Genomic DNA, 18,456 nt, shown 5'->3' on the forward strand with positions numbered 1-18,456 from the left:
GTGGTCAAGGTGCGGCCCACAGACCCCGGACATGTCCGAGGTGCCGGCCCATCACGGCCCGGACGGCCTCCTCGTCGCGGGCGAGCAGCGCGTCCAGGATCTCCAGGTGTTCCTCGGCCGACGCCTCCAGCCGCCCCTGTTCCACCAGCGCCGTCAGCCCGTAGAGCCGGGAGCGGCGTCTGAGGTCGCGTACGACGTCGACGAGATGGCCGTTGCCCGCGAGCGCCAGCAGCCCGAGGTGGAAGCGCAGGTCGGCCTCCACATAGGCGATGAGATCGCCGGCCGCGGCGGAGGTGACGATCTCCCGGGCGACGGGGCGGAGCGCCTCCAGGGCCACCGGGTCGGCCGTGCGGGCCAGTTCGGCCGTGGTGGGGATCTCGATCAGCGCCCGGATGTGGGTGTAGTCGTCGAGCTGCCGCTCGGAGACGGCGGTGACGCGGAAGCCCTTGTTGGGCACGGTGTCGACCAGGCCCTCCTTGGCCAGGTCGAGCATGGCCTCGCGCACGGGTGTGGCGGAGACGCCGAAGCGGGCGGCGAGACCGGGGGCCGAGTAGATCTCGCCGGGCCGCAGCTCGCCGGCGATCAGGGCGGCCCGCAGCGCGTCCGCGACCCGCTCCCGGTGGCTGGGCTTCCTGCTGCCCAGCACGGGCAGGGCGGGGGTGTGCTGCGGGGCCATGACGGTCGGGGTTCCTCTCGTGGTCGGGGTGCGCGGGCCGGTCTACAGGACGAACCCCGCCGGGAACGGGTCGTCGGGGTCGAGCAGGTACTGGGCGGTGCCGGTGATCCAGGCGCGGCCGGTGAAGCTGGGCAGGACGGCCGGGCGGCCGGCGACCTCGGTCGTGCCGAGCAGTCTGCCGGTGAAGCGGGTGCCGATGAAGGACTCGTTCACGAACTCGGTGTGCAGCGGGAGTTCGCCCCGTGCGTGCAGTTGTGCCATGCGGGCGCTGGTGCCGGTGCCGCAGGGCGAGCGGTCGAACCAGCCGGGGTGGATGGCCATGGCGTGCCGGGAGTGGCGGGCGGTCGAGCCGGGGGCGGCCAGGTAGACGTGGTGGAGGCCGTGGATGGACGGGTCCTCCGGGTGGACGGGCGGGTCCTCGGCGTTGACGGCGGCCATGAGGGACAGGCCCGCGGCGAGGATCTCGTCCTTGCGGGACCGGTCGAAGGGCAGGCCGAACCGCTCCAGCGGCAGGATGGCGTAGAAGTTGCCGCCGAAGGCCAGGTCGTAGGTCACCGTCCGGCCGTCGGCGAGGGTGGCCGTGCGGTCGAGGCCGACGGCGAAGGAGGGCACGTTCCGGAGGGTGACCGCCTTGGCGGCGCCGTCCTCGACGGCCACCTCGGCGACGACCGGTCCCGCGGGGGTGTCGAGCCGGATGGTGGTGACCGGCTCGACGACCTCGACCATGCCGGTCTCGACCAGCACGGTGGCCACGCCGATGGTGCCGTGCCCGCACATCGGCAGATAGCCGGAGACCTCGATGTAGACGACGCCCCAGTCGCAGTCGGGCCGGGTCGGCGGCTGGAGGAGGGCACCGCTCATGGCGGAGTGGCCCCGCGGCTCGTTCATCAGCAACTGCTTGATGTCGTCGCGGTGTTCGCGAAACCACAGCCGCCGCTCGTTCATGGTGGCGCCGGGGATGGTGCCGATGCCGCCGGTGATCACGCGGGTCGGCATGCCCTCGGTGTGCGAGTCGACGGCGTGCAGGACGAGTCCGCTGCGCATGGTCCTCAGCTCAATCCGGCCGCGACGGCCTTCTCCGTGGCGGCGCGCACCGCCGCCTCCTGCTCGGGCAGCAGCGCCGTGCGGGGCGGGCGGCAGGGCCCGCCGTGGCGGCCGACGAGGTCCATCGACAGCTTGATGGCCTGGACGAACTCCACCCGTGAGTCCCAGCGCAGCAGCGGGTGCAGCTGCCGGTACAGCGCCGACGCGGTGTCCAGGTCGCCGCCGACGGCGGCGCGGTACAGCTCGACGCAGGCGCGGGGCAGCGCGTTGGGGTAACCCGCCACCCAGCCCTTGGCGCCCGCGACGGCCAGCTCCAGCAGGACGTCGTCCGCCCCGACCAGCAGGTCGAGCTCGGGGGCGAGTTCGGCGATCCGGTAGGCCCGGCGGACATCGCCGGAGAACTCCTTCACACCCTGGATGTGCCCCTCGCCGTGCAGCCGGGCGAGCAGCTCGGGCACGAGGTCGACCTTGGTGTCGATCGGGTTGTTGTACGCCACGACCGGCAGGCCCGACCCGGCGACCTCGGCGTAGTGGGCGACGACGGAGCGTTCGTCGGCGCGGTAGGCGTTCGGGGGCAGCAGCATCACCGCGTGACAGCCCGCCTCGCCGGCCTGCTCGGCCCAGCGGCGGGACTCGGCGGACCCGTACGCGGCGACGCCGGGCATCACGCGTTCCCCGCCGATCGCGGAGACGGCCGTCTCGACGACCCGGGCCCGCTCCTCGGGTGTGAGCACCTGGTACTCGCCGAGGGAGCCGTTCGGTACGACACCGTCGCAGCCGTTGTCGACCAGCCAGGCGCAGTGCTCGGCGTACCGGTCGTAGTCGACGCGGAGGTCGTCGTCCAACGGGAGCGCGGTGGCGACGAGGACGCCGCGCCAGGGGCGGTGATCGGTCATGACAGTCCCTCCTGGGGGTGTGGGCGCGCGAGGACGCCGAGCGGTACGGGACGGGCGAACGGACGCCTGGCCGGGGTGGGGGCACAGCCGGCGAGACCGGCGACGGCGGTGCCGCACATCCGGCCCTGGCACCAGCCCATTCCGGCCCGGGTCAGGAGCTTCACGGTGCGTTCGTCCCCCGCTCCGAGATCCACCGCCTCGCGCACGGCCCCGGCCGTGACCTCCTCGCAGCGGCAGATCACGGTGTCGCCGGTGATCTGCTCGGCCCAGTGCGCGGGCGGCGTGTAGGCGGAGTCGAGGGCGGCGGCGGAGCGTCTGAGCCGTGCGCGGGAGATGAGGGCGGCGGGAGCGGGGTCGGGGGCGGTGTCCCGCAGGTACGCGGCGGCGGAGCGGCCGGCGATGTGGCCCTCGGCGAGGGCGAGGGCGGCGCCGCCGATGCCGGTGGCCTCCCCGGCCGCCCACACTCCGGGTACGTCCGTGCGCTGCTCGGTGTCGACGGCCACGGCGAACCCGTCGAGGCGGCAGCCCAGACTCTCGGCGAGGTCGGTGTGCGGGAGCATGCCGTGGCCGGCGGCCAGGGTGTCGCAGGGCAGATGCCGCTCGGTGCCGGGCCGGACGCGCCCGTCGGCGTCGAGGGCGGCGACGATGACACCGGTCAGCCGGTCGTCGCCGTGGGCGCGGACGACGGTGTGGCGGGTGAGGACCGGCACGCGGTGGCGCAGCAACCGGGCGGCGTACCCGGCGCCTTCCGGGAGTTTGCCGGCCAGGGCCCGGCCGTGGCGGGCGAGGCGTCCGGGGCCGGCCGACTCGACGAGGGCGGCGACCTCGGCTCCGGCGGCCGCGAGTCCGGTCGCCACGGGCAGCAGCAGCGGCCCGGTCCCGGCCACGACCGCCCGGCGCCCCGGCACCACGAGCCCGCCCTTGAGCATGGCCTGGGCACCCCCGGCCGTGACGACGCCGGGGAGGGTCCAGCCGGGGAAGGGCAGCACCTGCTCGTAGCCGCCGGTGGCCAGGAGCACGGCGCGGGCGGGCACCTCGGCGGGCTCCTCCTGCTCCGGTCCGAGCAGCGCGTGCACGGTGAAGCCGTCCGGGGTGCGCTCCACGCTCCAGACGTGGTGATCCGTCAGCACGCGTACGGCACTGGCGGCGAGCCCGTCCCGCAACCGCTCCCAGGTCCGCCACCGGTGGTGCAGTGCCTGGGGCCGCCCGGCGCCGAGTCCGGCTGCGGGCTGCCGGTAGAACTGTCCGCCGGTCTGCGTCGCGGCGTCGACGAGCGTGACCCGTACGCCGCGCGCGGAGGCCGCCAGGGCGGCGGCGAGCCCGGCCGGTCCGGCGCCGATCACGGCGAGGTCAGTTGGCATGTGCCCCCTCCTCGTGCCCCGTTGCGTCCTGCGTGCCGATCAGGTCCCCGGGCCGCACCGGCACCAGGCAGGCCCGCTGATTGGGGCGGCCGTTGACGGTCACCAGGCAGTCGAAGCAGACGCCGATCCCGCAGAACACCCCGCGCGGACGGCCCTCGCCTCTGGTGGCGCGCCAGGAGGTGACGCCCGCCGTCCACAGCACGGCGGCGACCGTCTGCCCGGGCAGCGCCTCGACCGGCCGCCCGTCGAAGGTGACCGTGAAGGCGGGGCCGGGCCTGGCCCTCGCCAGCTCCAGCGGATTCACTCGGCCTCCTCGGTGAAGCGGTCGGCCCGGAACGGGCCGAGGTCCAGGTCGGGTGTCCGTCCGGTCAGCACCTGCGCGAGGAGGTGCCCGGTGCCGGTGGCGAGGCCGATGCCCGCGCCTTCGTGCCCGCAGGCGTGGAAGAGCCCGGGCGCCCTCGGGTCGGCACCGATCGCGGGCAGGTGGTCCGGCAGATACGGCCGGAAGCCGGCGTACGTCCGCAGGGCCCGGACTCCGGCGAGGAACGGGAAGAGCCCTGTCGCCCCCGCCGCCAGCGCGCGCAGCGCCGGGAGGGAAGGCGACCGGTCGAAGCCGACCCGTTCGCGGCTGGCGCCGATGAGGACCGGCCCGGCCGGGGTGCCCTCCACCACCGGGGAGGTCTGCAGCGCCGCCGAGTCGCTGGCGACGTCGGCCACGTAGTCGGCGGCGTACACCTTGTGCCGGATGCGGGGCGGCAGCGGCTCGGTGACCAGGACGAAACCCCGCCGGGGCAGCACCGGCAGGGTCACCCCGGCGCGGGCCGCCACCTCGCCGCCCCAGGTGCCGGCCGCGTTGACGACCGCGGGCGCGTGGAGGTCGCCCCGGCCGGTCCGCACGCCGCGCACCGCACCGCCCGGGCCGCGCAGGATGCCGGTGACCTCCCAGCCGGTGAGCACCCGGGCCTTCGAGGCGCGCAGCAGGTGCGCCGCCGCGAGGGCGGGCATCACCTGAGCGTCCTGCGGGTAGTGCACGCCGCCCGCGAGGCCGGGGGTGAGGTACGGCTCCAGGTCGGTGAGCCGGTCGGGCGGCACCGGGACCGCCTCGACCCCGGCCGCGCGCTGGGCGGCGGCGAGTTCCTCCAGACCGGCCCGTGCGCGCTCGGTCGCGGCGACGACCACTCCGCCCTTGGCCTCGTACTCGACGACCTCTCCGAGCCCTTCCCGGGCCAGATCGGCCCACAGCCGGGCGGAGAGCAGGGCCAGTTCGAGTTCCGGTCCGGGTTCCTTGTCGGAGACGAGGAGGTTTCCCTCCCCCGCTCCGGTCGTCCCGCCGGCCACCGGGCCCCGGTCCACCACGACGGTGTCCAGGCCTGCCCGGGCCGCGTACAGCGCGGCGGCGGCACCGACCACACCGGCTCCGACCACCACGACATCGCAGGTCAGCGACTCGCTCACGCCAGTACTATGTCACACACCACAGAATCGGGGAAGGGTGCCGCGGGCGCGGGCGGGCGTACGGGAACGGTCAGTCGGTCGCGGGGACGACCCTGAGGTGAGAGGCGCTACGGCGGGTGCGGCGCTCCCGGGCCGGAGCCCGGCGGGCCTCGCGCAGGACGAACGTGACCCGGGCACAGCCCAGTTCCTGGAGCGTCCTGGACGTCTCGACCACGACCCGGCATGCGGTGGCACCACGGCGCGGATCCGGGTGCAGCAGCGGCCGTACGGCACCGTCCTGCTCGACGGCGCCCTCGCCGACCGCGCGGATCCAGTGCGGCAGGCCGTGCCGGTAGGCGGCCTCCATGATCGGGTCCTGGGCGATGTCGCGGCGGATGGCCTGCAGACCGTGGTCGGGGCCGTGGCTCTCCACGGTCCGTGCGAAGTGCGCGAGCATCGGCAGGCACCAGCTCGCCTCGTGCTCGCCGAGCACCGCGGGGGCGTCGGGGTGGAACAGCACGAACCTGAGGAAGTTGTCGTCCGGCATGGCCGTCGGGTGGGGGCCGACCTCGCGGAAAAGTGACCGGAAGGCGCCGTTGGTCAGCAGCACGTCCCAGCAGTGGTCGACGACGATCGACGGGAAGGGGACACCGTCGAGAAGCCCGGCGTAGTCCTCCAGGTAGGCCTGGGTCTCCGGAGTCTCGGGGACGGGCCGCGGTGCCGGCCGCTGCCCTCCTGCCTGATATGCCATCGGGAGGTCACCCCTCTTGCCTGTGCGGCCTTGACGCGGCGCCCCGATCCTGCTGCCCCGAGCTGAGGCGTGTCAACTATCGTGGCATTCCGTGCCTGTTGACGGCTGAAATTGGCCACAGTTGTGGCGAGACCTGGATGTGAGTTCGAAGCACCGGCTACGCTCCGGGAAGTTCACGCCGGGGTAGGTCACGGCATCCACTTGTGAGAAGCCTGTGAGATACGTAGGAGATCTGTCGGTGACGGGTGGCTTCGTCGAGGGTCCGGGCGCCACGCGTACGGCCGTGCTAACGGCCGTCGTCTCCCGTGTCACCGCGCTCGCCGACCGGCTCGGCGTGCCGCACGCCGAGGTCTTCGACACCGGCCGGCTGTCCGTCGCCTCCGGGGTCCCGGAGCCGGTGGTCAAGGCCCTGCTCAGCGGCCGGCCCGCGGGTGAGCCCGATGTGCAGGCCCGGTTCCTGCAGCGCCTGGACCTGTTGCGCCGGACCCGGCTCAAGCCCAACGGCCGAAAGTACACCCAGCAGGAGATCGCCGACGGCGCGGGCATGTCCCGCCAGCAGGCCGGCGCTCTCATCAACGGCGACCGGCGGCCGACCATGGAGCACTGCGACGCCCTCCAGCGGTTCTTCCGGGTGCACGCCGGGTTCCTGACGGCCGAGGACCCCGAGGCGCTGGTGAGCGCCCTCCAGCACACCGAGCAGGAGCTGCTGCAGAAGCTCGCCGACCGCGAGCGGGAGGCGGCCGCGGCGGCGGACGACCCGCTGGAGCGGCTGTTGCAGGACCACGGCGTGCGCGGCATCGCCTGGCGGGCCGCGCAACTGCCCACCGACCAGCACCGCGACAAGGTCGCGGAGTGGCTGGACATGCTCCTGGAGAGCGTCAAGCGGCCCGAGTCGTGACCGTGGGGAGAACTGTGGGCATCGGTAGGGAAATGCGCCGCCTGTGCGGTGAGCTGGTCGCGGAGCTGACCCTCCCCGCGCCGGCTCGGCCCGACGAGCTGTACGCGGCCCTGTGCGACGGCATGAGCAGACGCCGCGGTCGCCCCGTCCTCTTCCGTACGGCCGCCTTCCCGGCCGGGACCGCCAGCGGGCTCTGGCTGGACATGGCCGAGCAGGACCTCGTCGTGATCGAGGAACGCACCGCTCCCGAACACCAGTTGGTGATTCTCGGCCACGAGCTGTGGCACATGAAGGCCGGGCACTGTTCCCACCACGTCGAGGGCGCCGCCGTCGCGGCCCGGCTGCTGGACGACGGAGCCGACCTCCAGGCGACCGTGCTGAAGGTCGCCGCGCGCACCCGCTTCGACCTCGACGACGAGAAGGAGGCCGAGAGCTTCGGCCTGCTGCTCGCCAGCAAGTGCCGGGCCTGGCTGGCCGGTTCGTCGTCGCGGGGGCCGGTGCAGCGGGACCATCTCGCGGGGCGGATCGAGGCCTCGCTGGGGTACCGCGGACCGCAGGGCTGACGGGCCGTCCCCGGCGGATACCGGTGCGTCCGCCTCCGCCGAGCGGGCGAACCGGAGGGCGGCGGGACCGGATTGTCAGTGGTGGGCGGCAAGCTGGAGGTACGCCACCGCTGTGCGGGGCGCGCGCGCCGCCAGGGCGCTTGACCGACGACGCCGACACGGGGAGAGCCGACCGATGCCCACCGCCGTTCTGACCGATCGTGAACGCACCGCCGTCCAGGCCTATCTGCGACTGCTGTACACCGTCCGGGCCGCATTCGATCTGGAGGGCGGCCCGCCGCTCGTCCCGCCCGCGGTGCTCGCCGAGGCGGAGCAGGCCCTGGAGCGCGCCGGGCTGACCGGCAACGAGGAGGCGTTCTTCCGCCTCCTGGGGAACTGGTGTCCGCAGCCGGGCCCCTGAGCCACGGTGACGCGGACCGGATGCCGCGGCGCGGGGTCAGGCGTGCGGTACCGCGATCGCCGTCGCGATCAGGCCCCGCGCCGTTGTCCAGCGGCCGTCGAAGTGGGTGAGGCGGCGGGCTCCCAGGCGCGGGCCGGGGACGAGCAGTGCCGCACGGAAGGTGCCGTCCGCGGTGAGCTCGATGTCGGCCTCCATGAAGTCCAGCCACTTCCCGGTGAGGGGGAACCACGCCTTGTAGACGGATTCCTTCGCGCTGAACAGCAACCGGTCCCAGTGGATGCCGGGGCGTTCGGCCGCGAGCCGCCGCAGCCGGCCGGCCTCGGCCGGCAGGGAGACAGCCGACAGGACGCCCTCCGGTAGCGGGCCGTGGGTCTCGGCGTCGATGCCGAGGGAGGCCAGATCGGTGGCGCGCACCAGCGCGGCGGCGCAGTAGCCGTCGCAGTGGGTCATGCTGCCGGCCAGCCCTTCCGGCCAGCGGGGGGCGCCGCGCTCCCCCGGCAGGATCGGCCGCGGCGGCACCCCGAGCTTCTCCATGGCGCTGCGGGCGCAGGAGCGCACGACGGCGAACTCCCTGCGCCGCTCGGCGACCGCCCGCGCCACGAGCGCCGCCTCCTCGGGGTAGAGCGGCGTGGCCGCGTCCTCGTGGCCGTACGCCTCCACGGTGACCGCGGCTTTCGGCAGCAGTTCCTCGATCACCGCTCCTCGCCCTCTCCCGGCAGGATCGTCCGCAGCCGCCCGGGCGGCCCGGGCCGCTTGCGCCACTCGCGCGGGTAGCCCACCGACACCTCCTCGAAGCGCACGCCCTCGTGCCAGGTGGTGCGGGGGATGTGCAGATGGCCGTAGACCATCGTCCGGACGCGGAACCTGCGGTGCCAGTCGGCGGTCAGGTCCGTGCCGCACCACATGGCGAACTCGGGGTGCCGCAGGACGTCCATCGGGTGCCGGTGCAGCGGGTAGTGGTTGACGGGGATCACCGGCAGGTCGCCCGGCAGTTCGGCGAGTCTGCGTTCGGTCTCCGCGGCCCGGGCCCGGCACCAGGCCTCCCGGCTCGGGTAGGGGTCGGGGTGCAGCAGATACTCGTCGGTACAGACGATCCCGGTGCCCTGCGCGTACTCCAGTCCCTGCTCCTTGGTGGCGCAGCCGGCCGGCAGGAAGGAGTAGTCGTACAGCACGAAGAGCGGGGCGACGACCACCGGGCCGCCGGGGCCTTCCCAGACGGGGTAGGGATCCTCGGGTGTCGTCACTCCGAGTTCGCGGCACAGTTCGACCAGGTACGCGTAGCGGGCGGCACCGCGCAGGGTCACGCAGTCGCTCGGATGGGTCCACAACTCGTGATTGCCGGGCACCCAGACGACCTTGCTGAAGCGGCCCGAGAGCGTCCGGAGGGCCCAGCGGATGTCCGCCACGGTCTCCGCGACGTCACCGGCCACGAGCAGCCAGTCGTCGTCCGTCCCGGGCCGCATGCCCTCGACCAGGGCGCGGTTCTCCGGGTACCCGATGTGCAGATCGCTGACGGCCAGCAGTTGTGCGGCTCCACCGGCCGTCGCCATCACTCTTCGCCCCCTCCGCGCACCCGGACGCCACCAAGAGATCACATCCGTGCGACCGGGACAAGGGCGGTCCGAGAGCCGTGGCCGGAGAAATCCTTCACACGCGCAGTGCACGGCGGGGCCCGCCGAAGCCGTATGATCTGGCCCAACACCACCGCTTGGAACTTCCCTTTCACAGGGGCGGTTTGGTGTCCCTCCATTCTTCTGCCCGGGCACGGGCTGCTCAGCCCTGCCCGCGAACCGTGAAAGGCGGCCTGCATGGTCTCTCGCGTACGGGTCTGGCTCAACCGCACGTACGCGGAGAACGTGTTCTTCATGGACCAGCTGCGGAGAAATCCCAGCGACCGGGCCGTCGAGATCCATGCCACCCACGGCGACCCCGACTCGCCCGTGCTGGCCGCCGCCGACACCGCCGAGCTGGAACCCGAGAACCTCTCCCCCGCCGGGTACGTCGAGTACGCGCTGGACCAGTGCGCGCGACGTGGCATCGACGTGTTCGTGCCCCGGCTGCACCAGGCGGCGATCGTGGCGCACCGCGCCGAGTTCGAGGCGGCCGGCACGGCCCTGCTGGCGCCGCCGCCCGAGGCCGTGGCCGTCTTCCACGACAAGGTGATCGCCTACGAGGCGGTCCAGGCGATCGGGGTACCGGTGCCGCCGTGGTACCGGGTCCGCTCGGAGGACGAACTCGTCGCAGCTGTCGATGAGTTGGAGGCCGACGGGCACAAGGCGTGCTTCAAGCCGGCGTCCGGGGCCGGCGGGGTGGGTTTTCGCGTGATCACGCGTACGCCCTTCTCGCTGATGCAGCTGAGCGGGTTCCCCAGCCCGTACGTGCCGCTCGATCTGGTGCTGGAGGCGCTGCGGAGTGCCGAGGAGCCGGTGGACTGGCTGGTGATGCCGCGACTCGAGCAGCCCGAGGTCTCGGTGGACTGCCTCACCGGCCCGGACGACCTGGTCCGGCTGGCGGTGGGCCGCACCAAGAACGGCCGCCGCCGGGGCTTCACCCTGCACGAGCAGTGGCTGGACCCGGCCCGGCGGATCGCCGAGGGTTTCGGTCTGCACTACCTGTCCAACATCCAGTTCCGGATGTTCGGCGACCGGCCGGTCCTCATGGACGTCAACACCCGCCCGGCCGGCGGACTGCACCAGCTGTCCCTGTGCGGCGTCAACGCCCCCTGGGCCGCGGTGCAGCTGGCCCTCGGCGAGGACCCGGGCGAGATGGTCCTGCCGTTCCTGGGCCAGGACTACACGGTGGTGTCGGGGCTGCGTCCGCTGCGGCCGGTGTCGCCGACGCAGCAGCGGCCGGAGACGACGGAGCCGCTGCCGGGGGTGCCCGCGCCCCCGTCGGCAGAACCGGTCGGCCCCCTCGGGGCGGCGGCTCAGGCGCTGCCCCTCTAGCGCCTGGCGGCGAGAGCCTCGCGCCACACGGGGCTGTCGACATAGTGGTTGTCGAAGCGTTCCGAGGAGTCCTTGATCTCCTGCGGGTCGGCCTCGCCGCGCATCACCCGGCCCAGCAGCCGCAGGTAGTCGAAGCGACCCGCGCCCGGGGTGAAGACGAACAGCACGTCGGCTGTCGCCGCGGGCGCGGCGGCGAAGGCGTGCGGGGTGTGGGGCGGGACCAGCAGGAAGTCGCCGGCCCGGAGCACGGTGATCTCCTCGCCCACCAGGACCTGGAGCGCTCCGTCGATCACGTAGAACAGCTCGGACGCCTTGGTGTGCAGGTGGGCGGGCGCGCCGACCGCGCCCTCGGCGAATGTCGACCGGTAGCTGGTGAGCCGCCCGCCGGTGTCCCGGGAGTCGGCGAGGAGGGTCATCACGCTGCTGGGGTCGCGCGTCGTCTCGGCCTCGGCGGCGCGGGTGAGGACCGGCCCAACGTCGCCGGCGTGTTCCGTCTCGTTCTGCTTCATCGTCATGATGATGACTCTAGGGAGCCGGGCGACCCACCGCCGGGGGCATTCCGGTGCCGAAATCGTGGGTCAATTCGGCGGCCAGAAGCGGCCCTCGCCCCGGTACAGCGCCCGTTCTCCTTCCCGTTCGACGCCGGCACCGTCGCGTGCGGATCGAGGTCCACCGCCGTGGGGGAGCGATCCAGAGGATCCCGCGCGTCTCGTGCAGGCCGCCGGTGACGTGGGGCCGGTTCCGTGCCGTTGCCCAGGACCGGGACCGGGCACAGCCGCCGATCAGGTCGCGGCCCACGTGCAGGTCGCCGTACGCGGTGTCCCACGGGGCGACCCGTCGTGGTGACGGCTGGTCAGGACCGCGTACCCGGCGCGGCCCGCGCGAAGAGCCTCGCCCGGTCGCGCGGGTCGTAGCGGGCGGCCGTGAACCGGTGGAGCCGGGACACCTCCAGCTCGTGCGGGCGACGCCGTCGTGGAACGACCAGGACTCCTGGGACGCCGTCGACGGCGTCGACGCCCCAGTGGACGAAGATCGGCGAGTTCGGCGTCCTCGAACCACGGCTGCATGGCCACGAGGTCAGCCCCTGCGCAGCCGGAGGGTGAGGATCTGGAAGGGCCGCAGGGCGACGGCGACGGCGCCGTCGGTGATCTCCGCGTCCTGAAGCGGTCGTTCCAGCAGGTCGGTGACCTGGGCACCGGCGAGCGGGAACCCGGTGCGCAGGGTGCCGGTGGCGCGACCGCCGCGGGACTCGTAGAGCCGTACGACGACATCGCCGGAGGCGTCGTCGGCGAGCTTGACCGCCTCCACGGTGACGCCCTCGCCCTCGGCGGAGACGACCGGCTCGGGGGCCCCGGCCGACTCCGCCACCCGGAGCGGGAGATTGAGCGAGTAGCCCTCGGCCACGGCGTCCTCGATGGTCGCGCCCGGCAGCAGCGCGTAGGTGAAGCGGTGGCGGCCCTGGTCGGCCTCGGGGTCCGGGATGCGCGGGGCGCGGACGAGGCTGAGGCGGACGGTGGTCGTGGTGCCGCCGTCCTCGCGGACCGTGCGGGAGACGTCGTGGCCGTACGTCGAGTCGTTGATGACGGCGACTCCGTAGCCCGGCTCGCCGAGGTGCACCCAGCGGTGGCCGGAGACCTCGAAGCGGGCCGCCTCCCAGGTGGTGTTGGTGTGGGTGGGGCGCTGGATGTGGCCGAACTGGATCTCGGCGCTGGAGTGCGGGGCGCGGATGTCGACCGGGAAGGCCGCCTTGAGGATCTTCTCGGTCTCGTGCCAGTCGATGTCCGTCTCGATGTCGATCCGGGGGCTGCCGGCGCGGACGGTGATCGTCTGGGTGATGGTGGAGCCCTTGCCGAAGGCCCGCTCGACGCGGACGGCGCCGATCAGCGGGTCCTGCTCGACGACCGCGACGCAGGTGGCGTCGAGGAGGTCGGTGTAGCGGTTCCTGTAGTGCTTGTCGATGTCCCAGGCGTCCCAGTAGTTGGGCAGGTCGGTGTGCAGGCGGAGCAGGTTGCCCGGCTCGGCCAGGACCTCACGGCCGGCGCGCAGGTCGCGGACGGAGGACAGGGTGCCGTCCTCGGCCACCTCCACCCGGACCAGTCCGTTGTCGAGGGTCCGGCCGGTCACCGTCACGGGCTGCGGGGGCGCGGTGTCGGCGAGGGGAGCGGAGCCACTCGCGGGCACCTGTACGTACGCGGGTGCTCCGTCGGCGGTGCGGATCACTTCGGCGCGGGCGTAGGGACTGGTGTTGAAGACGCGGGGTGCGCCGGTGCCCAGCGCGGCCACCGCCTCGGCGGTCAGCGCGTGCAGTTCCCGTGCGACACGGGCGTACTCGGCCTCGGCCTCGCGGTGCACCCAGGCGATGGAGGAGCCGGGCAGGATGTCGTGGAACTGGTGCAGGAGCACCGTCTTCCAGAGCCGGTCCAGCTTCTCGTAGGGGTAGCTGTAGCCCGGCGCGTGCAGCGCGGCCGTGGTCGCCCACAGTTCCGCCTCGCGCAGGAGGTGCTCGGAGCGGCGGTTGCCCTGCTTGGTGCGGGCCTGGGAGGTGTAGGTGGCGCGGTGCAGCTCCAGGTAGAGCTCGCCGACCCACACGGGTGCGTCCGGGTACTCCTCGCGGGCCTTGGCGAAGAACTCGTCGGGGTGTTCGACGACGACCTTCGGGGAGCCCTCCAGGTCGGCCAGCCGACGGGCCCGTTCCATGATCTCGCGGGTGGGGCCGCCACCGCCGTCGCCCCAGCCGAAGGGGGCCAGGGACCGGGAGGCGCCGCCCTTCTCCCGGTAGTTGCGGACCGCGCGGGACATCTCCTCGCCGCTGAAGCGGGCGTTGTAGGTGTCGACCGGCGGGAAGTGCGTGAAGATGCGGGTGCCGTCGATGCCCTCCCACCAGAAGGTGTGGTGGGGGAACCTGTTGGTCTGGTTCCAGGAGATCTTCTGGGTGAGGAACCAGTCGTTCCCGGCGAGCTTGGCGATCTGCGGGTAGGCCGCGTTGTAGCCGAAGGAGTCCGGCAGCCACACGCCCTTGGTCTCGATGCCGAAGTGGTCCATGAAGAACCGCTTGCCGTGGACGAACTGGCGGGCGACGGCCTCGCCGCCGGGCAGGTTGCCGTCGGACTCGACCCACATGCCGCCGACCGGCGCCCACTGGCCGTTCTTGACGCATTCCTGGATGCGGGCCCACACCTTGGGGTAGTTGTCGCGCACCCACTCGTACTGCTGGGCCTGGGAGCAGGCGAAGATGAAGTCGTCGTACTCGTCGGCGAGCGAGGTGACGTTCGAGAAGGTGCGGGACGTCTTGCGCTTGGTCTCGCGGATCGGCCAGAGCCAGGCGGAGTCGATGTGGGCGTGGCCGACGCCGGAGATCGTGTGCGCGCTGGCGTGTGCGGGCTTGGACAGCACCGGCTTCAGCGCCTCGCGCACCGCGGCGGCCGAGCCGGAGACGTCGTCCAGGTCGAGCAGGTCCATGGCCCGGTCCAGGGCGTGCGCGATCTCGTGGCGGCGCGGGTCGTGCTCGCCGAGCTCCAGCATCAGCTCGCGCAGCACCTGCACGTCGAGGTCGAGGTGGAAGACCTCCTCGTCGAGGACGGCGATGTCGGCGGCGCGGAAGGTGTAGAGCGGCTTGTCGCCCGCGGTCAGCTTGTCGCCGAGGGGCGTGGGCCTGGAGAAGTTGTCCGCGAGGATGTCCGGGTTGGAGGCGGCCTCGACCAGGTAGTCGACCGTTTCGCCGCCCTGCGCGGGGTTGGCGATCGCCACGTACTGGTTGAGCGGGTTGACGGCCTTCAGCGGGGTGCCGTCCGTCAGGTGGACGAGGGCCTCGGCCTGGTTGCCGGGCCAGTCGCCGACGAAGCCGAGGTCGATGACGGCTTCGACGCGGCGGCCCGCCCATTCCTTCGGCACCTGTCCGCGCATGCGGAACCAGGTGGTGCCCCAGGGCGGGCCCCACGGGGTACCCATCGCGAAGGGCTCGTAGGAGGCGGCGGCGGCCTCGTCGAAGGGGACCGGCTCCCCCGGGGCCTGCCAGGCCTCCACCTCGAAGGGGACGGTGGCCGCGTAGACCGCGGTCTTGATGCGCTGGTCGTGAAGGCGCTGCACGCGCTCCTCGATGCGGCGGCTTTCGTCGTGCATGGAATGTCTCCAGGAAGCGGGAAGAGCGAGCAGGCGGCAAGCGGTGGGGGAAAGCGCTTACCAGGCGGCGTTCACCTAAGGTACGCCAACCCGGGATGGACCTCGGTGTAGCCCTCGACCAGCCTGCGGGCCACATGGACGGAGTCCACGAGCGGGTGCAGGGCGAAGGCCTTCACGGCCGTCGCGCGGGAGCCGGAGCCGGCGGCGGCCAGCACCTCGCGCTCGACGGCCTTGACGGCGCAGACCAGGCCGGTGGCGTGGCCGGGCAGCGGGTCCACGGTGACGGGGTGGGCGCCGTTGGCGTCGACGAGGCAGGGGACCTCGATGACGGCCTCCGCGTCCAGGACCGACAGCGTGTGCCGGTTGCGGACGTTGAGGATGAGGGTGGTGCGCTCGTCCCGGGCGATCGCCCGCATCAACGCGAGGGCGACCTTCTCGTAGCCGCCGGACAGGTCGTCCTCGTCGCGTTCGCCGGCGCCCGCGGTCTCGCGGTTCTCGGCCATGTAAGTGGCCTCGCGCTCGGCGCGGGTGCGGTCCCACACCGTGAGGGCGGGGGCGTCCGGGTTCCTCATCTCGGCGTAGAAGCGGGCCTGCTGGTCGTGCAGGAACGCGCCGCGGGTCTTCTCGGCCCGCTGGTAGGCGCGGACGGCCTCGCGGTTGAAGTAGTAGTAGTGCAGGTACTCGTTCGGGATCGCGCCAAGGGACCGCAGCCAGTCGGCGCCGAAGAGTTTGCCCTCCTCGAAGGAGCCGAGCAGGTCGGGGTCGGCGAGCAGGCGCGGGAGCTCGTCCCGGCCGGCGACGCGCAGGCCGCGTACCCAGCCGAGGTGGTTGAGGCCGACGTAGTCGATCCATGCCTCCCCCGGGTTCTTCACTCCGAGTACCCGGGCGATGCGGCGGCCGAGGCCGACCGGTGAGTCGCAGATGCCGATGACGCGGTCGCCGAGGTGGCGGGACATGGCCTCGGTGACCAGGCCGGCCGGGTTGGTGAAGTTGATGACCCAGGCGTCGGGGGCGAGCCGGGCCACCCGCCGGGCGATGTCGACGGCGACCGGGACCGTGCGCAGGCCGTAGGCGATGCCGCCCGCGCCGACCGTCTCCTGGCCCAGCACGCCCTCGGCCAGGGCCACCCGTTCGTCGTTCGCGCGCCCCTCCAGGCCGCCGACGCGGATCGCGGAGAACACGAAGTCGGCGCCGCGCAGGGCCTCGTCGAGGTCGGTGGTGGCGCTCACCCCGGGCGCGTCCGGGACTCCGGCCGCCTGCTCGGCGAGGACGCGTGTCACCGCCGACAGCCGTCCGGCGTCCAGGTCGTGCAGGACGACGTGCGTCACCCGGCCCTCGGCGTGGTCCTGGAGGAGCGCTCCGTACACCAGCGGCACGCGGAATCCCCCGCCGCCGAGAATCGTCAGCTTCACGTCTGCTCCCTTCCCGCCACGACGACCTCGACGCCCGCCTCCTGGAAGGAGGTCCGCGTCGCCGCGTCGACCGGCTCGTTCGTCACCACCGCGTCCAGGTCCTCGGGACCGCAGACCTTCGCCATCCCGTGTCCCGGGAACTTCGCCGCGTCGGCGAGGAGGACCACCTTCTCGCCGGCCTTGATCATGGCGCGCTTGACCGGCACCTCCACGACCGTCGTGTCCATGACCTGCCCGCCGGGCCGCACCCCGCTGGTGCCGAGGAAGAGCCAGTCGGCGTGCAGCTGGCGCAGGTTGTCCTCGGTGAGGAAGCCGACCAGGGAGCGGTACTCGCGGCGGACCATGCCGCCGAGCAGGACCAGCTCGATGCCCTCGTCGTCGACGAGTTCCTCGTAGACCACCAGATTGCTGGTGATCACGGTGAGCCGCCGTCCGTGCAGCTGCCGGGCCAGACGGTAGGCCGTCGTCCCGATGTCCAGCAGCACCGACTGGCCGTCCTCGATCATCGCGGCGGCGCGTTCGGCTATGGCGTCCTTCTCGGACACGCGCACCTCTGCGACCTCGGCGAAGGGCTGATCGCCCTCCTCCACGACGGCGCCGCCGTGCACGCGTGTGAGCAGTCCGTCTTCTTCCAGTTTGACCAGGTCACGCCTGATGGTGGCGGGACTCACTCCCAGTTGCTCCGAGAGGTCGGTCACGGCCGCGGGCCCGCCGGCGCGCAGGGCCCGCAGGATGAGTTGGTGTCGTCGTTCTGCCAGCACGGCGGGAACACTACTCGTCATCTTCAATCATTTCTATGCTCAGTTCTGCTCGGGTATTGACCAATCTCTCTGGCACGGCGCACGATTCCGGTCATCGAATGAAGACTTCTGACGATCTCCGTCGAATCCGTGAGCGAGAGGACACATCCGTGGACGATGACCGGCCCGATGTCCTGCTGACGGGGCTGCTCTTCTACGACCTCGTGCTCACGGGGCTCGGCAGGCCGCCCACCCCGGGCGAGGAGATCTGGACCCAGGGCATGGGCTGCGGCCCGGGCGGCATCGCCAACCTCGCCGTGGCTGCCTCCCGCTTCGGTCTGAGAACCTCCCTCGCCACGGTGTTCGGCGACGACTTCTACGGCGCGTACTGCCGGGATGTCCTGGGCAACCAGGAAGGCGTCGACCTCTCGCTCTGCCGTACGGCGGACAGCTGGCCGACCCCGGTCACCGTTTCCGTCGCCTACGGCCACGACCGGGCCCTGCTCACCCACGGCCAGGTGCCGCCGTACTCGCAGGACGTGCTGATGGGTGACCCGCCCGACGCGCGGACCGCCCTGGTGCACCTCGAGGCCGAGCCGCGCGAGTGGCTCGCCAAGGCCGCCGCGAACGGCACGCAGATCTACGCCGACGTCGGCTGGGACCCCACCCAGGAGTGGCCGACGGCCCTGCTGGACCAGCTGGCCCTGTGCCACGCCTTCCTGCCGAACGAGACCGAGGCGATGGCCTACACCCGCACCGACAGCGCGGTGGCCGCGCTCGGCACGCTCTGCGAGCTGGTGCCGGTCGCCGTGGTGACCCGGGGCGGGGACGGCGCCCTCGCCGTCGACCAGATCACCGGTGAGTACGCCGACGTCCCGGCCCTGGACACCGACGTCCTGGACGCGACAGGCGCCGGGGACGTCTTCGGTGCGAGTTTCGTCGCGGCCTCGCTCGGCGGCTGGCCGCTGGCGGAGCGGCTGCGGTTCGCGGTGCTCGCGGCCGGGCTGTCCGTGCGCCACCACGGCGGTGCCCTGGCGGCGCCCGGCTGGTACGGCATCGCACGCTGGTGGCGCTCACAGACCGACCCCGCACTGCGACGCGCCTACGGCTTCCTGGCCGACCGCCTCCCCGCCGACCCCGGCCCGCCCGTGTGCCACGCCCCCGTCACCCCGCCGAGCCCTCACACCCCCGTCGGTCCGCGCGCCTGAGAAAGGCGG

The 18,456-nt window shown here is 72.9% G+C and carries 18 protein-coding genes and 1 pseudogene; 5 read left to right on the plus strand and 14 right to left on the minus strand.

Translation table 11 applies throughout. The annotated features are described in order from the left end of the window. Positions 1-4 precede the first annotated feature (4 nt). The 7 genes from ACIQHQ_RS07550 to ACIQHQ_RS07580 form a co-directional block, all read right to left on the minus strand. Positions 5-676, minus strand: a complete 672-nt coding sequence (locus ACIQHQ_RS07550) for a GntR family transcriptional regulator (RefSeq protein ID WP_402610801.1) — start codon at positions 674-676, stop codon at positions 5-7. Between the two features lie 42 nt (positions 677-718). Further along, positions 719-1,720, minus strand: a complete 1,002-nt coding sequence (locus tag ACIQHQ_RS07555; protein WP_402610802.1) for a proline racemase family protein — start codon at positions 1,718-1,720, stop codon at positions 719-721. A gap of 5 nt (positions 1,721-1,725) precedes the next feature. Next, positions 1,726-2,616: a dihydrodipicolinate synthase family protein gene (locus tag ACIQHQ_RS07560; RefSeq protein ID WP_402610803.1), complete on the minus strand. Its 891-nt coding sequence runs from the start codon at positions 2,614-2,616 to the stop codon at positions 1,726-1,728. After that, complete coding sequence (locus ACIQHQ_RS07565; protein ID WP_402610804.1) at positions 2,613-3,977, minus strand: FAD-dependent oxidoreductase; 1,365 nt, start codon at positions 3,975-3,977, stop codon at positions 2,613-2,615. The genes ACIQHQ_RS07560 and ACIQHQ_RS07565 overlap by 4 nt, the downstream gene beginning before the upstream one ends. Further along, on the minus strand, positions 3,967-4,281 hold the full coding sequence (locus tag ACIQHQ_RS07570; protein WP_402610805.1) for a (2Fe-2S)-binding protein: 315 nt from the start codon (positions 4,279-4,281) through the stop codon (positions 3,967-3,969). Before ACIQHQ_RS07570 ends, ACIQHQ_RS07565 begins: the two co-directional genes overlap by 11 nt. Next, positions 4,278-5,432 (minus strand): NAD(P)/FAD-dependent oxidoreductase, encoded by a 1,155-nt coding sequence (locus tag ACIQHQ_RS07575; protein ID WP_402610806.1) that lies wholly within the window; start codon positions 5,430-5,432, stop codon positions 4,278-4,280. The genes ACIQHQ_RS07570 and ACIQHQ_RS07575 overlap by 4 nt, the downstream gene beginning before the upstream one ends. Before the next feature lie 70 nt (positions 5,433-5,502). Further along, positions 5,503-6,162 (minus strand): hypothetical protein, encoded by a 660-nt coding sequence (locus tag ACIQHQ_RS07580; protein WP_402610807.1) that lies wholly within the window; start codon positions 6,160-6,162, stop codon positions 5,503-5,505. A 238-nt stretch (positions 6,163-6,400) separates the two neighbouring features. Here ACIQHQ_RS07580 and ACIQHQ_RS07585 point away from each other — a divergent pair, with 238 nt between their 5' ends. From ACIQHQ_RS07585 to ACIQHQ_RS07595, 3 genes are all read left to right on the plus strand, one after another. Continuing rightward, positions 6,401-7,060 carry a helix-turn-helix domain-containing protein gene (locus ACIQHQ_RS07585; RefSeq protein ID WP_402610808.1) on the plus strand — a complete coding sequence of 220 codons (660 nt, stop codon included), beginning with the start codon at positions 6,401-6,403 and terminating at the stop codon, positions 7,058-7,060. A gap of 32 nt (positions 7,061-7,092) precedes the next feature. After that, on the plus strand, positions 7,093-7,623 hold the full coding sequence (locus ACIQHQ_RS07590) for a toxin-antitoxin system, toxin component (RefSeq protein WP_402611593.1): 531 nt from the start codon (positions 7,093-7,095) through the stop codon (positions 7,621-7,623). Between the two features lie 175 nt (positions 7,624-7,798). Continuing rightward, positions 7,799-8,023 carry a hypothetical protein gene (locus ACIQHQ_RS07595; protein WP_402610809.1) on the plus strand — a complete coding sequence of 75 codons (225 nt, stop codon included), beginning with the start codon at positions 7,799-7,801 and terminating at the stop codon, positions 8,021-8,023. Between the two features lie 36 nt (positions 8,024-8,059). Here the strand turns inward: ACIQHQ_RS07595 and ACIQHQ_RS07600 are convergent, their stop codons facing one another. After that, positions 8,060-8,719: a 4'-phosphopantetheinyl transferase gene (locus ACIQHQ_RS07600; RefSeq protein WP_402610810.1), complete on the minus strand. Its 660-nt coding sequence runs from the start codon at positions 8,717-8,719 to the stop codon at positions 8,060-8,062. Beyond that, positions 8,716-9,576: a metallophosphoesterase family protein gene (locus ACIQHQ_RS07605; protein ID WP_402610811.1), complete on the minus strand. Its 861-nt coding sequence runs from the start codon at positions 9,574-9,576 to the stop codon at positions 8,716-8,718. Before ACIQHQ_RS07605 ends, ACIQHQ_RS07600 begins: the two co-directional genes overlap by 4 nt. A gap of 255 nt (positions 9,577-9,831) precedes the next feature. Here ACIQHQ_RS07605 and ACIQHQ_RS07610 point away from each other — a divergent pair, with 255 nt between their 5' ends. Next, positions 9,832-10,968, plus strand: coding sequence for an ATP-grasp domain-containing protein (locus ACIQHQ_RS07610; protein ID WP_402610812.1), 1,137 nt, complete (start codon positions 9,832-9,834; stop codon positions 10,966-10,968). Here the strand turns inward: ACIQHQ_RS07610 and ACIQHQ_RS07615 are convergent. From ACIQHQ_RS07615 to ACIQHQ_RS07635, 5 genes and pseudogenes are all read right to left on the minus strand, one after another. Further along, positions 10,965-11,477, minus strand: coding sequence for a cupin domain-containing protein (locus tag ACIQHQ_RS07615; RefSeq protein ID WP_402611595.1), 513 nt, complete (start codon positions 11,475-11,477; stop codon positions 10,965-10,967). The two genes, ACIQHQ_RS07610 and ACIQHQ_RS07615, sit on opposite strands and share 4 nt — an antisense overlap. Before the next feature lie 259 nt (positions 11,478-11,736). Then, positions 11,737-12,041 (minus strand): annotated as a pseudogene (locus ACIQHQ_RS07620) (alpha-L-fucosidase); the annotation flags it as partial. Positions 12,042-12,045: 4 nt separating this feature from the next. Further along, positions 12,046-15,087, minus strand: a complete 3,042-nt coding sequence (locus tag ACIQHQ_RS07625; RefSeq protein WP_402610813.1) for an alpha-mannosidase — start codon at positions 15,085-15,087, stop codon at positions 12,046-12,048. Between the two features lie 71 nt (positions 15,088-15,158). Beyond that, positions 15,159-16,499 carry a 6-phospho-beta-glucosidase gene (locus tag ACIQHQ_RS07630; protein ID WP_402610814.1) on the minus strand — a complete coding sequence of 447 codons (1,341 nt, stop codon included), beginning with the start codon at positions 16,497-16,499 and terminating at the stop codon, positions 15,159-15,161. Beyond that, positions 16,496-17,260 (minus strand): DeoR/GlpR family DNA-binding transcription regulator, encoded by a 765-nt coding sequence (locus ACIQHQ_RS07635; protein ID WP_402611597.1) that lies wholly within the window; start codon positions 17,258-17,260, stop codon positions 16,496-16,498. Before ACIQHQ_RS07635 ends, ACIQHQ_RS07630 begins: the two co-directional genes overlap by 4 nt. Before the next feature lie 149 nt (positions 17,261-17,409). Here ACIQHQ_RS07635 and ACIQHQ_RS07640 point away from each other — a divergent pair, with 149 nt between their 5' ends. Beyond that, complete coding sequence (locus tag ACIQHQ_RS07640) at positions 17,410-18,447, plus strand: carbohydrate kinase family protein (RefSeq protein WP_402610815.1); 1,038 nt, start codon at positions 17,410-17,412, stop codon at positions 18,445-18,447. Positions 18,448-18,456 lie beyond the last annotated feature (9 nt).

The organism is Streptomyces sp. NPDC092370, assembly GCF_044755265.1.
Lineage (GTDB): Bacteria > Actinomycetota > Actinomycetes > Streptomycetales > Streptomycetaceae > Streptomyces.

Coding starts and splice junctions, on each gene's coding strand:
- ACIQHQ_RS07550 (WP_402610801.1), bottom strand. CDS start 676: ATGGCCCCGCAGCACACCCCCGCCCTGCCCGTGCTGGGCAGCAGGAAG.
- ACIQHQ_RS07555 (WP_402610802.1), bottom strand. CDS start 1,720: ATGCGCAGCGGACTCGTCCTGCACGCCGTCGACTCGCACACCGAGGGC.
- ACIQHQ_RS07560 (WP_402610803.1), bottom strand. CDS start 2,616: ATGACCGATCACCGCCCCTGGCGCGGCGTCCTCGTCGCCACCGCGCTC.
- ACIQHQ_RS07565 (WP_402610804.1), bottom strand. CDS start 3,977: ATGCCAACTGACCTCGCCGTGATCGGCGCCGGACCGGCCGGGCTCGCC.
- ACIQHQ_RS07580 (WP_402610807.1), bottom strand. CDS start 6,162: ATGGCATATCAGGCAGGAGGGCAGCGGCCGGCACCGCGGCCCGTCCCC.
- ACIQHQ_RS07590 (WP_402611593.1), top strand. CDS start 7,093: ATGCGCCGCCTGTGCGGTGAGCTGGTCGCGGAGCTGACCCTCCCCGCG.
- ACIQHQ_RS07595 (WP_402610809.1), top strand. CDS start 7,799: ATGCCCACCGCCGTTCTGACCGATCGTGAACGCACCGCCGTCCAGGCC.
- ACIQHQ_RS07610 (WP_402610812.1), top strand. CDS start 9,832: ATGGTCTCTCGCGTACGGGTCTGGCTCAACCGCACGTACGCGGAGAAC.
- ACIQHQ_RS07615 (WP_402611595.1), bottom strand. CDS start 11,477: ATGAAGCAGAACGAGACGGAACACGCCGGCGACGTTGGGCCGGTCCTC.
- ACIQHQ_RS07625 (WP_402610813.1), bottom strand. CDS start 15,087: ATGCACGACGAAAGCCGCCGCATCGAGGAGCGCGTGCAGCGCCTTCAC.